This window comes from Mycolicibacterium aubagnense (assembly GCF_010730955.1).
Lineage (GTDB): Bacteria > Actinomycetota > Actinomycetes > Mycobacteriales > Mycobacteriaceae > Mycobacterium > Mycobacterium aubagnense.
This window is the reverse complement of sequence record NZ_AP022577.1, coordinates 1735711-1747705: the sequence shown is the minus strand read 5'-3', so window position 1 is coordinate 1747705 and position 11995 is coordinate 1735711. Positions and strand designations below refer to the sequence as shown.

Here is an 11995-nt window from a genome sequence, read left to right as displayed (position 1 = left end):
CTATTTTTCCGATAGGTGGTATTTTCGAGCAAACGATGCGATAGTAGTCGCACTCCGCTGAGCGGGGACTATCCAGGAAATCCAGCAAATGGAGAGGGGCAGGCGGCAGTGTCGGTGGCAGAAGAACTCTTCCTTCCCGAGGCATCTCCCGCGCCTCCCGTACGCGCAGTCGCGCCTTTAGCTGACCGGGCCTGGCAGACGCGCTACCGCTGGTGTCTGATCGCGTTCGATCTGCTTGTGGTCGTGTTGGCCCTGGCAAGTGCCCAGTTCGTCAAGCTCGGTACACCGGATGCGTCCCTGGAATTCACTTCGACGTACCTGCACGTCTTCTCGTACTACTCGGTGCTGTCGCTGTTCGTCGCCGTCATCTGGCTGGCGATGCTGGCCGCATACCGCACCCGTTCGTCGCGCATCGTGGGCGCCGGTGTGGAGGAGTACCGCCGGGTGTTCTCGGCGACGCTCGCCACCGTCGGCATCATCGCCGTCGCGCTGATGATCTTCCGCCCCGACTACGCCCGGGGCTACCTGGCCGTCGCGCTGCCGCTCGGCCTGGTCGGTCTGGTGGTCGCCCGGACCATCTGCCGCCGCGTCCTGGCGCGGCTGCGCCGCCGCAACAAATGTGTCTCCTCGGTGCTGGCCGTCGGTGACCCGCGCGCCGTGAGCAATCTGGTGCAGTCGCTGCACCGTGAGTGGTGGTACGGCTACTCCGTCGTCGGCGTCTGCCTCACCGGGCGCCCGGCGGGCGGGACCTTCGACGTTGCCGGGGTCGGCGAGTTGCCGATCCTCGGCAACGAGTCCCAGGTCTCCGATGCCATCGCCAACGCCAGCGCCAGCGTCGACGCCGTCGCCCTGACCACCACCGATCACCTCGGCCCCGAAGGTGTGCGGGAGTTGTCCTGGGAGCTCGACAAGCTGGGTATCGACATGGTGGTGTCCCCGAGCGTCATCGACGTCGCCGGTCCGCGGCTCACTATGCGTCCGGTCGCCGGCCTGCCGCTGATCCACGTCGAGCGTCCGCAGTACAGCGGGACCAAGAAGCTGCAGAAGCGTGCCTTCGACGTCTTCGTCGCGCTGTTCGCGCTCACGGTGACGGCGCCGCTGATGGTGCTGTCGGCCATCGCCATCAAGCTCACCAGCCGGGGCCCGGTGTTCTACCGTTCCGAGCGGATCGGCTTGGACGGCAAGCCTTTCCAGATGACGAAGTTCCGCACCATGGTGCAGGGCGCCGACCGGATGGTCGACGAGTTGATCAGCCTGGACCTCAACGAGAGCGGCAGCGGCGTGCTGTTCAAAATCCACGAGGACCCACGCGTCACGCTGGTCGGAAAGTACCTGCGGCGCTACAGCATCGACGAACTGCCGCAGTTCTTCAACGTGCTGCGCCGGGACATGAGCGTGGTCGGCCCACGGCCGCCGCTGCGCCGCGAATTCGACACCTACAACGAGCAGGTTCGCCGCCGGCTGCTGGTGCTGCCCGGGATCACCGGGCTCTGGCAGGTGAGCGGCCGGGCCGACCTGTCGTGGGAGGACTCGGTGCGGCTCGACCTGTCGTACGTCGAGAACTGGTCCATCACCAACGATCTGCTGATTGCGGCCAAGACCTTCCGCACCATCATCGGCGGTTCCGGCGCCTACTGAGCCCGCGCGGGCGACCATCAGTGAATAATCCCTTTTGATGCGTAAAGCCCTGCCGTGGATAGTGGTGGCCGTCCTGGTCGTCGGTGGCGTCACCGCCGCGACATACCTGCGACCGCTGGCGCTCATCGGGACCTCGAAGGTCCTGGACATGTTCATCCCGTTGTCGGGTGCGCCCGAGCCCATCGGTTCTGCCGATCTCACCGGCTCGGGTCCGGGCACCCTGTTGTCGGCGACCACCATGCCGGGGGTGACGAGCACCTTCGACGGCCAGGGGATTCGCGCCGCCCGCGTGGTGTACCACTCCACCTCGGGTGACACCGGCGCGCAGACCGTCGTCTCCGGCACGGTGCTGACCCCGCTGGGGCAGGCGCCCAAGGGCGGCTGGCGGGTGGTGGGCCTCGGTCACGGCACCCTCGGCATCGACAACAACTGCGGACCGTCGCTGTCGCCGACGCTGATGAACCTGCTGCCCATCGCGAAGGTCGTGATCAATCTCGGGTACGCCGTCGCGTTGCCCGATTACCAGGGGTTGGGCGTCAAGGGCATTCACCCGTACTCCGATGCCCGCACCGCCGGCCTCAACCTGATCGACGCGGTGCGCGCGGCGCGGCATGTGTTCAGCGATATGTCGACGACGTGGGCGGCGTTCGGTGACTCCCAGGGTGGCGCCGCGGCATGGGCGGCCGACGAACAAGCCGAGCCCTACGCCCCCGAGCTCACGTTGGTGGGTGCCGTCGCCGTGGCTCCCGCCGCCGATGTCAGTGGCCTGGTCACCAAAGCGCAGACGGGCACGTTGACCAGTGAGCAGCGGCCGGTGCTGCAGGCGCTGATCGAATCGCTGGCCCGGTTGCATCCGGACCTGAACCGCGACGACTACCGGCACGGTGGTGCCGCGCGCTACTGGAATGTGCTGACGGACTGCAGTGCCGACGGGGCCTACAGACGTGCCGTCGCCGCCGGGCAACTCGGGCCGCGCGACTTTCTTCCGGTCTCGCCCGACGCTGCCGACCGGCTGCAGAATCTGTTGCAGGCGTGGGCGCTTCCGCAACGGCGGCTGACTGCGCCGCTGTACGTTTGGTACGGGGGCCAGGACCCGTTCATCGATGCCGCGTGGACCAAGGCCGCGATCGGGCGGGCCTGCTCGCTCGGTGGCACCGTGACGACAGAGTTCGACCCGGTGGGTGGACACAACCCGCCCGCGGCGCAGAAGATGCTCGACTGGATGGCGGATCGGTTCGCCGGGAAGAAGGTAACCAATGACTGCTGACCTGCTGCCGCTGGACGCCGCGGCGATCCAGGCAGAAGCCGGCGCGGGCTGGCGGGTCGAGGTGGTGGCCGAAACCGGTTCCACCAACGCCGATCTGGCGGCGCGGGCGCAGTCCGGTGAGAATGTCGCGGGCGTGGCGCTGTTCGCCGAGGACCAGACCGAGGGCCGGGGCCGTCAGGGCCGCAGCTGGTCAGCGGTGCCGCGGTCGCAGATTCTGGTGTCGGTCGGGGTGGACACCACCGATGTGCCGAGCGGAACCTGGGGCTTGTTGTCGCTGGCGGCCGGGCTGGCCGTCGTCGAGGCGGTCGCCGAGGTGACCGGTGTGCAGGCCGTGCTCAAATGGCCCAACGATGTTCAGGTGGGCACCGGCAAACTGGCCGGGATTCTCGCGGAGGTCGCGGCACCGGGCTCCGGCGGGTCGCCCGTCATCGTCGTCGGTATCGGCCTCAATGTGTCAATGGCGGCCGGCGAACTGCCCGATCCGGCGGCCGTCTCCCTGCTGAGTGTCGGTGTGGCACAACCAGATCGGCAGCGGCTGGCAGCGGTGCTGTTGAACCGTCTGCACGCCAGGATCGCCGAGTGGCGAGCAGGTGGAAACGTCGAGTTGCTGGCCGTCTACCGCAAGCACAGCTCCACCCTGGGTCGGTCGGTGCGGGCCGAGTTGCCCGGTGGGCGCGAGGTGGTCGGGCAAGCGACCGACATCGACGCGGGCGGTGCACTGGTGATCGATTCGGCCGACGGCGTCGTCGCGGTCTCTGCCGGTGACGTCGTGCATTTGCGTCCCGCCACGAGCTGAGCACCGCCTAGAGTCTGGGTATGGGTTACCCGGACAACGTGCTGGCCGCCGACGAACATGTTGTGCTGCATCGGCACCCGCACTGGAAGCGACTGATCGGACCGGTGCTGGTGCTGCTGGCCGGGACGGCGCTGGCTTCCTTCGTCGCGGCCGTGGTCAATCACACCAATTGGGACTCGAACGCCAAGAACATCATCTTCGCGGTGATCGGAGTGATCTGGCTGGTGGTGGTCGGGTGGCTCACCGTCTGGCCGTTCTTGAACTGGCGGTCAACGCATTTCGTGATCACCGACCGCCGGGTGATGTTCCGGCGCGGGGTGCTGACGCGGTCGGGCATCGATATTCCGTTGGCCCGCATCAACAGCGTGGAGTTCCGGCACCAAATACTCGACCGGATACTGCGCACCGGCACCCTGATCATCGAATCGGCATCCCAGGATCCCCTGGAATTCCATGACATTCCGCGCGTGGAACAGGTCCACTCGCTGCTGTATCACGAAGTCTTCGACACCCTGGGTTCGGAGGAGTCGTCCAGCTGAGGGTCGTCCGAGAGCTCGTCGTAGGCCTCGGCGAAACCGCCGATTGTCATGGTCGCCTCGAGCGTCATGTCGGGTGCGTGCTGCGCCATCTCGTCGGGGAACACCCAGCGGCGGAACGCCCAGAACCGGAACGCCATCTGCAGCAGGTTGCCGATGACGTACGCCGACACGAAGTCCGCGATGTTCTCGACGGTCAGGGACACGTTGGGCACGCGCAGTTGCAGCATGTAGCTGGACACCCACAGCGGCGCCATGCTCAGCAGCACGCCCACACCACTGACCGCGAAGAACAGCAGGGCCTCGTGATGGCGCTCGCGGCCGCCGCGGTTCTGGAAACTCCATTCGCGGTTCAGCACGTACGACGCGATCACCGCGACGATGCCGGCGATGATCTTGGCCGTCACCGGCTTGGGCTCGAGCACGGTGAGCTTGAGTGTGTAGAAGATCGCCGAGTCGATCACGAACGTGGTGGCGCCGACAATGGCGAACTTGATGAGCTCGTGATGCCGTTCGGCAAACGGCCGGATCACTCGCGGTAGCCGCGCGATGGTGGCCTCGGTGAACGACATAAGCGGCAAGTTTACGGATAGTCCGGGCGTTTCGCGTACCCGTGCAGGTAGTGGGCGGTAGCAAGCCCGCATGGGCAGATTCGGGGGCACCTCTGGTGCGTGACAAACTAGGCGCCGTGACGCAACCCCCCGTCGTGGCAATGATCGGTGGCGGCCAGTTGGCCCGCATGACCCACCAGGCGGCCATCGCGCTCGGCCAGACCCTGCGGGTGCTGGCTGTCGCTGCCGACGAGCCCGCCGCCCAGGTGAGCCCGGCGGTGGTGCTGGGCTCGCACACCGACCTCGATGCGCTGCGTCAGGTGGCGGCCGGTGCGACGGTGCTGACGTTCGACCACGAGCACGTGCCCACTGAACTGCTGCAGACCCTCGTCGCGGACGGGGTCAATGTGGCCCCGCCGCCATCGGCGCTGGTGCACGCGCAGGACAAATTGGTGATGCGCCGGCGGCTGGCCGAACTCGGCGCGCCGCTGCCGCGCTACCGGGAGGTGGCCACCGTCGCCGATCTCGATGCCATCGACGAGCTCGCCGCCGAAATCGGCTCTGGGGCCGGCGTCGGCCTCGTCGTGAAGGCGAGCCGGGGCGGCTACGACGGCAAGGGCGTCACGTTGGCCGACGACGTTGCGCAGGCCCGCGCGGCCGCCGAGGGCTATCTGGCCGACGGTGTCGCCGTGCTGGTCGAGGAGAAGGTCGCCATGCGCCGCGAGCTGGCCGCGCTGGTGGCGCGTTCGCCGTTCGGGCAGGGCGCGGCGTGGCCGGTGGTGCACACCGTGCAGGAGGACGGCATCTGCGTCGAGGTGATCGCGCCGGCATCGCAACTGGATCCGGAGGTCGCCACCGCGGCCGAACAGCTCGCCCTGCGGATCGCCGATGAACTGGGTGTCGTCGGAGTGCTTGCGGTCGAGCTCTTCGAGACCTTTGACAGTGCACTCGTGGTGAACGAGCTGGCCATGCGGCCGCACAACTCCGGGCACTGGACCATGGACGGCGCGACGACCAGCCAGTTCGAGCAGCACCTGCGCGCCGTACTGGACTACCCGCTGGGCTCGACCACGCCGCTGGCGCCGGTGACGGTGATGGCGAACGTGCTGGGCGCGCCGACCCAGCCGCAGATGAGCATGGACGAGCGGTTGCATCACCTGTTCGGCCGGCTGCCCGAGGCCCGGGTGCACCTGTACGGCAAGGGGGAGCGGCCCGGTCGCAAGATCGGCCACGTCAACATCGTCGGCGCGGCGGGTGGCTCGCTCGACGACGAGGCGTACGTGGCGGAGGTACGCGAGCGGGCCACCCGGGCCGCGCATTGGTTGTCGCATGGCGAGTGGACGGACGGATGGAGTGCACATGAGTGAGCACGCGGGCAAAAAGGGCGGCCCGCGGGTCGGCCTGATCATGGGCAGCGACAGCGACTGGTCGGTGATGGAGGATGCGGCCACCGCGCTCGCCGAGTTCGAGGTGCCGTTCGAGGTCGGCGTGGTGTCGGCGCACCGCACCCCGCAGCGCATGCTCGACTACGCCAAGACCGCCGCGGACCGGGGCGTCGAGGTGATCATCGCGGGCGCCGGCGGCGCGGCGCACTTGCCCGGGATGGTGGCGTCGGCCACCCCGCTGCCGGTGATCGGCGTACCGGTGCCGCTGGCCCGCCTCGACGGCATGGACTCGTTGCTGTCGATCGTGCAGATGCCCGCCGGGGTGCCGGTGGCCACGGTGTCGATCGGTGGCGCCCGCAACGCGGGCCTGCTGGCGGTACGCATCCTGGGGTCGGCCGATGCCGGTTTGCGTGCGCGGATGCAGCGCTTTCAGGGGGACCTGGAGCAAATGGTGCTCGCCAAGGACGAGGCCCTACGGAATCGGTTGCTGGGCAAGTAAGCTCACGATCGATGAAATCTACTTTCGCGCGGTACCGCAGCGTCGGCCACAAGTTCGTCACGGGATTCATGGAGCCGGAGGTGCTCCTGGTCGCCGGTGCACTGGATGAGGCCCAGCGGGCCAGGTCCGTCGGCGGCGCCGTCGCCGAGATCGGCGTACACCACGGCAAGCTGTTCATCGGGCTGAGCCTGTTGCAGCGGGATGACGAAAAGTCCGTTGCCATCGACATTTTCGGCGACCAGGACCTCAACATCGACGGCTCCGGTGCCGGTGACCTGGCGAAGTTCACCAGCAACGTCGACGTGTGGTCGTCGATGGACGGCGTGGTGATCCACCAGGGCGACTCCACCAAGCTGACCCCCGAGGTGCTGCTGGAGGAGGCGGGTGCGCCCATCCGGTTCTTCAGCGTCGACGGTGGGCACACCGAGGAGATCGTCTACAGCGACATGCAGCTCGCCGAGGCCACGCTGGCCGACGGCGGCATCGTCATCGCCGACGACGTCTTCAACGAGTTCTGGCCCGGCGTCGCGGTGGGCACGCTCAAGTACCTCGACGACGGAGCCGGCCTGGCCCCGTTCGCCATCGGATTCAACAAGGTGTTCTTCACCCAGCCGGAGTACTGCGACTACTACCAGGCCGAACTGGAGTCGGCAGCGCACCGTTCGGCCCGGATCCAGCACACGACCTCGGTTTTCGCCGGGCATCCGGTGCTGCTGCTCGGTCCGGTGACGGCCGTCGACGTCCTGCGCCGGAGCGAGACGTTGCGCACCGTCTATCACCGCACTTACCGCGAGCTGATCCGTGGTCTGCAGAAGGTGTCGGGTCAGGGGCGGTAAAGTTACCGGCGAGTAGCAACATCGCATCTCGCCAAATGGGCAGGCAAGGAGCCGTCAATGTCTATCGGTAACCCGTCATTCGATCTGTTTCAGCTGCCGGAAGAGCACCAGGAGCTTCGGGCCGCGATCCGTGCCCTCGCCGAGAAGGAAATCGCTCCCTACGCCGCCGAGGTCGATGAGAAGGCCCGGTTCCCCCAGGAGGCCAGTGACGCGCTGACGGCGTCGGGCTTCAATGCCGTCCACGTGCCCGAAGCGTTCGGCGGACAGGGTGCGGACTCGGTCGCCGCGTGCATCGTCATCGAGGAAGTGGCCCGGGTCGACGTCTCGGCGTCGCTGATCCCCGCGGTCAACAAGCTCGGCACCATGGGCCTGATCCTGAACGGGTCCGACGACCTGAAGCACAAGGTGCTGCCGGACCTGGTCGACGGCAAGCTGGCGTCGTACGCGCTGTCCGAGCGCGAGGCCGGCAGTGACGCGGCGGCCATGCGCACCCGCGCCAAGGCCGACGGCGACGACTGGATTCTCAACGGCGCCAAGGCGTGGATCACCAACGGTGGCGCGTCGACCTGGTACACCGTCATGGCGGTGACCGATCCCGACAAGGGCGCCAACGGCATCTCGGCGTTCATGGTGCACCTCGACGACGAGGGCTTCACCATCGGCCCGAAGGAACGCAAGCTCGGCATCAAGGGCTCGCCGACCGTCGAGCTGTACTTCGAGAACTGCCGCATCCCCGGCGACCGCATCATCGGTGAGCCCGGTACCGGCTTCAAGACCGCACTGGCGACGCTCGACCACACCCGTCCGACCATCGGCGCGCAGGCTGTCGGGGTGGCGCAGGGCGCGCTGGACGCGGCCATCGCGTACACCAAGGACCGCAAGCAGTTCGGCAAGTCCATCAGCCAGTTCCAGGGCGTCGAGTTCATGATCGCCGACATGGCGATGAAGACCGAGGCGGCGCGCCTGATGGTCTACAGCGCCGCCGCCCGCGCCGAGCGTGGTGAAGGCAACCTGGGCTTCATCTCCGCGGCGTCGAAGTGTTTCGCCTCGGACGTGGCGATGGAGGTGACCACCAACGCCGTGCAGCTGTTCGGTGGCGCCGGCTACACCGTCGACTTCCCGGTGGAGCGCATGATGCGCGACGCGAAGATCACCCAGATCTATGAGGGGACCAACCAGATTCAGCGGGTCGTGATGTCCCGCGCCCTGCTGCGCTGACGTCAGGCGCTACAGGTCGGCAGTGACCTTCTCCGTCGCGCGGCGCCGGTCCAGGGCGCCCGCGTCGGGGTGGGCCACCTGCACCAGGGACGCGCCGCCGGCGAACACCGCCAGCAGGTTGGCCACGAGTTCGTCGGTGGTACCCCACGGCGCTGTCGACAGCAGCCGGGTCTGGGCGGTGAATCCCTTTGCCGCGGCAATGCTCCGGGCCTCGGCGAGGACGTCGTCGACAGAACGGCCGGCCAGCGCCGGACCGGGCGTGCGTTCGGGCACGATCTGATCGCCGTGCACACGCACGGATGTCGCGTAGTCGGTGACGCCGATCGGCAGATCGGGGACGGGCTTGCCGAACGGGTCGAGGGACAGCACCACCACTTCGGCGGTGCCGGTGGCATCGGCCACTGCGTCGTCCGCTTCGGCGATGAGGTCCATGGTGCACATCGCCACGTCGCACTCCGTCGGAAGCGGTTCTCCGATAACCACTTCCGCGCCGATGTACCAGATGCCGAACAACACGCCCGCGGTCTGCCAGTGCGCGGGCAGCAGTACCGCGACCCGGCTGCCCGGGCCGGCGCCGAGTTCGTCACGCAGCAGGTTGGCGGTCTTGGCGGCCCAGTTGCCCAGCGTCACCGCCGACACCTCGATGCGTTCGCCGGTGGCGTCGTCGTAGTACGTGATGCGCGGGCCGGCCGGGTCGGTGCGCAGCAGCGGGTCGAGGAGCGCGCTGGAGAGGTTGGTCACGTCAGTCGACGCACTTCGGATCGGACGCACCCGCGGTGATGACGGGGGATGCCGGTACCGGTGTGGCCGTGCCGGAATCGGTGGTGTCGGAAGCGGATTGGGCGGTGGTGTGGTGCCCGCTCTCCAGGCCGGAACCGGGGCCCGTGTAGTCGTGCGAGAGCACCACGCGCACCGCGCCGCTGGGCACCGAGGCGTTCTCCACCACGGGCAGATTGCCCAGTTGCTCGGCAATGGCGCGCGCCCCGAGGTCGTCCGACTTCGCGGCCTGGATCTGGCTCGAGGTCACGTGGTCGGCCTCGTTGTTGCCGACTTTGCCTGCGGCGAAGCCCTTTTCGGTGAGGACCTCCGACACCGCCGCGGCCAGCCCGTTGACGTCACTGTCGTTGGCCACATCGACGGTGGTGTTGCCCGGGGTGTACGCTAGCTTCTCGGTCTTGCCCGCGGCCTGGTCCTGGAGCAGGCCGGCCACCCACTGCTGTACCTGGTCGGGGTCGACCCGCACGACGCTCTGGGTGCCGTCGTCGCTCCAGCCGTCCTCGGCCAGCACCGGGATGGTGGCGAACGCCACATTGCCGCCCGCCAGCTTCTGCATCTGCTGGACGAAATCCATGATGTCCCAACCGTCGGACAGCACCACGGACCGCTGCACGGCCTGCCGCAGCCGACTCAGGGTGCTGGGGCTGGACAGGGTCTGTCCGGAGATGATGTCGTGCGCCAGCGACGCCATGAAAACCTGTTGGCGGGTTACCCGGTCCAGGTCGCCGCGGGGCAGATCATGGCGCTGCCGCACGAAGCTGAGCGCCTGCGGGCCGCCCAGCTTTTGCCAGCCGGCCGGGAAGTTGGCTCCCGACAACGGTTCGTCGACGGCGTTTTTCAGACATACGTTGACCCCGCCGAGGGCGTCGGTGATCAAGGCGAACCCGAGCAACCCGACTTCGGCGTAGTGATCGACCGTGACGCCTGTGAGTTTTGCCACGGTTTTGATCAGCGCCTCGCGTCCGGCCTCGACGGCCTTGGGTTCCGCGGTGGCCGGATCCTCGCCTTGCTGCTCGACGAGTTCCTTCATCTTCTCGAGCTTCACCTGACCGAAGACGCCGTTGATCTTGGTCTTGCCCAGCCCCGGCGCCTGCACATAGGAGTCGCGCGGAATGGAGATGGCGGTGGCCGAGCGCCCGTTGTTGGGGATGCGTACCAGGATGATGGTGTCGGTGTTGGTGGACACGTCGTCGCCGGCCCGCAGCGTCGCGAGTTCCTCCTCTGACAAGGGGTTTCCGTGCGCGTCGGTGCGGCTGTCCATGCCCACGAGGAGGATGTCGACGGCACCGTCGTCGCCCCCGCCGCCGAGGGCCGCGGTGCTGATGCGGCTGATGCCCGATTCCAGCGAACGCAGGCTGCTCCAGGCCATGCCGGTGCCCACCATCACGAGCACCGTCGTCATGACGGCGAGGATGCGGAACAGTCGACCTGGCACCAGGACAGGCTACTGGCGAGCGGTTGCTGAGCCCGGTAGCCCGGGGTTCGGCGGGTCACACCCTGGTGCGGCTACGGCCGTCGGCCCGCTAACCTCTAGCCCGTGATCGAGCAGCCTTCCGGACCGCCGAGGACGCAGTCCGACAGATCACCTGTGCCGGACCGCCCGCTGCTCGTGGTGACGGTGACCTATTCACCTGGCCCGCATCTGGACCGTTTCCTGAAGACGTTGGCGCACGCCACCGAGCGCCGGCTGCTGGTGGTGATGGCTGACAACGGATCGACCGACGGCGCGCCCGAGGCGGCCCTGGAGCGCTATGCCGACGTCGAGTTGTTCCGCACGGGCGGAAACCTCGGCTACGGCACCGCGGTCAACCGCGCGGTGGCGGCCTACCTCGACACGCCGGACAGCGTCGTCGACCAGGAGTTCTTCGTGGTGGTCAACCCGGACGTGCAATGGGGGCCGCACAGTATCGACGAGTTGTTCGCCGGTGCGGCGCGCTGGCCGGCCGCGGGTTCGGTGGGTCCGCTGATCCGCGACCCCGACGGTTCGGTCTATCCGTCGGCCCGGCATCAGCCGAGCCTGATCCGTGGCGGCATGCACGCGGTGGTGGGTCCGTTCTGGAAGTCCAACCCGTGGACGGCGGCTTACCGCCAAGACCGGCTGGAGCCCAGCGAACGCGCGGTCGGCTGGTTGTCCGGTTCGTGTTTGTTGTTGCGCACCAAGGCGTTCCGGCAGATCGGCGGATTCGACGAGAACTACTTCATGTACATGGAGGACGTCGACCTCGGTGACCGGCTGGGGCGCGCGGGCTGGCAGAACGTGTACGTGCCGGCCGCCGAAATCCTGCACGACAAGGGACATTCCACCGGACGCGACCCGGCCCGGAATCTGGCCGCGCACCACCGCAGTACCTACACATTCCTCGCAGACCGGCATCCACACTGGTGGCAGGCCCCGCTGCGGTGGACCATCAAGTCGGCCCTGACCGCACGCGAGCGCGCGGTGGTCGGCAATTCCAGGCGTAAGCGCCGTCGGGCACATTAGGCTACCTGCG

At 67.8% G+C, this 11995-nt stretch carries 12 protein-coding genes; 9 read left to right on the top strand and 3 right to left on the bottom strand.

Going from position 1 to position 11995, the window contains the following annotated elements:
* The first annotated feature begins 237 nt into the window (after nucleotides 1-237).
* The 4 genes from G6N59_RS08645 to G6N59_RS08630 are packed head-to-tail and all read left to right on the top strand — an operon-like array spanning nucleotide 238 to nucleotide 4240.
* Nucleotides 238-1638 (top strand): sugar transferase, encoded by a 1401-nt coding sequence (locus tag G6N59_RS08645; RefSeq protein WP_138231817.1) that lies wholly within the window; start codon nucleotides 238-240, stop codon nucleotides 1636-1638.
* 37 nt (nucleotides 1639-1675) lie between these two features.
* Nucleotides 1676-2905, top strand: a complete 1230-nt coding sequence (locus tag G6N59_RS08640) for a lipase family protein (protein WP_234884338.1) — start codon at nucleotides 1676-1678, stop codon at nucleotides 2903-2905.
* Nucleotides 2895-3701 (top strand): biotin--[acetyl-CoA-carboxylase] ligase, encoded by an 807-nt coding sequence (locus G6N59_RS08635; RefSeq protein ID WP_138231773.1) that lies wholly within the window; start codon nucleotides 2895-2897, stop codon nucleotides 3699-3701. Before G6N59_RS08640 ends, G6N59_RS08635 begins: the two co-directional genes overlap by 11 nt.
* A 20-nt stretch (nucleotides 3702-3721) precedes the next feature.
* The gene (locus G6N59_RS08630) at nucleotides 3722-4240 is read left to right on the top strand and encodes a PH domain-containing protein (protein WP_138231772.1); all 519 of its coding nucleotides are present in this window, start codon (nucleotides 3722-3724) and stop codon (nucleotides 4238-4240) included.
* On the opposite strand, the gene G6N59_RS08625 is transcribed toward G6N59_RS08630, so the two are convergent.
* The gene (locus G6N59_RS08625) at nucleotides 4195-4809 is read right to left on the bottom strand and encodes a GtrA family protein (protein WP_138231771.1); all 615 of its coding nucleotides are present in this window, start codon (nucleotides 4807-4809) and stop codon (nucleotides 4195-4197) included. The two genes, G6N59_RS08630 and G6N59_RS08625, sit on opposite strands and share 46 nt — an antisense overlap.
* A 140-nt stretch (nucleotides 4810-4949) precedes the next feature.
* Between G6N59_RS08625 and G6N59_RS08620 the strand changes: the two genes are divergently transcribed.
* From G6N59_RS08620 to G6N59_RS08605, 4 genes are read left to right on the top strand one after another with little or no spacing between them, the layout of a single operon-like run.
* Nucleotides 4950-6155 carry a 5-(carboxyamino)imidazole ribonucleotide synthase gene (locus G6N59_RS08620; RefSeq protein WP_234884347.1) on the top strand — a complete coding sequence of 402 codons (1206 nt, stop codon included), beginning with the start codon at nucleotides 4950-4952 and terminating at the stop codon, nucleotides 6153-6155.
* A complete protein-coding gene (purE, locus tag G6N59_RS08615) occupies nucleotides 6148-6672 on the top strand; it encodes a 5-(carboxyamino)imidazole ribonucleotide mutase (RefSeq protein ID WP_138231770.1) in 525 nt (174 codons plus the stop codon). Before G6N59_RS08620 ends, purE begins: the two co-directional genes overlap by 8 nt.
* 11 nt (nucleotides 6673-6683) lie before the next feature.
* Nucleotides 6684-7508: a class I SAM-dependent methyltransferase gene (locus tag G6N59_RS08610; RefSeq protein ID WP_138231769.1), complete on the top strand. Its 825-nt coding sequence runs from the start codon at nucleotides 6684-6686 to the stop codon at nucleotides 7506-7508.
* Nucleotides 7509-7565: 57 nt separating this feature from the next.
* Nucleotides 7566-8726: an acyl-CoA dehydrogenase gene (locus G6N59_RS08605; RefSeq protein ID WP_138231768.1), complete on the top strand. Its 1161-nt coding sequence runs from the start codon at nucleotides 7566-7568 to the stop codon at nucleotides 8724-8726.
* A 9-nt stretch (nucleotides 8727-8735) separates the two neighbouring features.
* On the opposite strand, the gene G6N59_RS08600 is transcribed toward G6N59_RS08605, so the two are convergent.
* Both G6N59_RS08600 and G6N59_RS08595 read right to left on the bottom strand, forming a co-directional pair.
* Nucleotides 8736-9467, bottom strand: a complete 732-nt coding sequence (locus tag G6N59_RS08600; protein ID WP_138231767.1) for a TIGR03089 family protein — start codon at nucleotides 9465-9467, stop codon at nucleotides 8736-8738.
* Nucleotide 9468: 1 nt separating this feature from the next.
* Nucleotides 9469-10905 (bottom strand): LCP family protein, encoded by a 1437-nt coding sequence (locus tag G6N59_RS08595; protein WP_179970341.1) that lies wholly within the window; start codon nucleotides 10903-10905, stop codon nucleotides 9469-9471.
* A 186-nt stretch (nucleotides 10906-11091) separates the two neighbouring features.
* Between G6N59_RS08595 and G6N59_RS08590 the strand changes: the two genes are divergently transcribed.
* A complete protein-coding gene (locus G6N59_RS08590; RefSeq protein ID WP_138231814.1) occupies nucleotides 11092-11985 on the top strand; it encodes a glycosyltransferase family 2 protein in 894 nt (297 codons plus the stop codon).
* Nucleotides 11986-11995 lie beyond the last annotated feature (10 nt).

Bases quoted from the DNA above. Each gene is read 5' to 3' on its own strand.
- G6N59_RS08595 (WP_179970341.1), bottom strand. From the start codon at position 10,905: ATGACGACGGTGCTCGTGATGGTGGGCACCGGCATGGCCTGGAGCAGC.
- G6N59_RS08630 (WP_138231772.1), top strand. From the start codon at position 3,722: ATGGGTTACCCGGACAACGTGCTGGCCGCCGACGAACATGTTGTGCTG.
- G6N59_RS08620 (WP_234884347.1), top strand. From the start codon at position 4,950: ATGATCGGTGGCGGCCAGTTGGCCCGCATGACCCACCAGGCGGCCATC.
- purE (WP_138231770.1), top strand. From the start codon at position 6,148: ATGAGTGAGCACGCGGGCAAAAAGGGCGGCCCGCGGGTCGGCCTGATC.
- G6N59_RS08625 (WP_138231771.1), bottom strand. From the start codon at position 4,809: ATGTCGTTCACCGAGGCCACCATCGCGCGGCTACCGCGAGTGATCCGG.
- G6N59_RS08610 (WP_138231769.1), top strand. From the start codon at position 6,684: ATGAAATCTACTTTCGCGCGGTACCGCAGCGTCGGCCACAAGTTCGTC.
- G6N59_RS08605 (WP_138231768.1), top strand. From the start codon at position 7,566: ATGTCTATCGGTAACCCGTCATTCGATCTGTTTCAGCTGCCGGAAGAG.
- G6N59_RS08640 (WP_234884338.1), top strand. From the start codon at position 1,676: ATGCGTAAAGCCCTGCCGTGGATAGTGGTGGCCGTCCTGGTCGTCGGT.
- G6N59_RS08635 (WP_138231773.1), top strand. From the start codon at position 2,895: ATGACTGCTGACCTGCTGCCGCTGGACGCCGCGGCGATCCAGGCAGAA.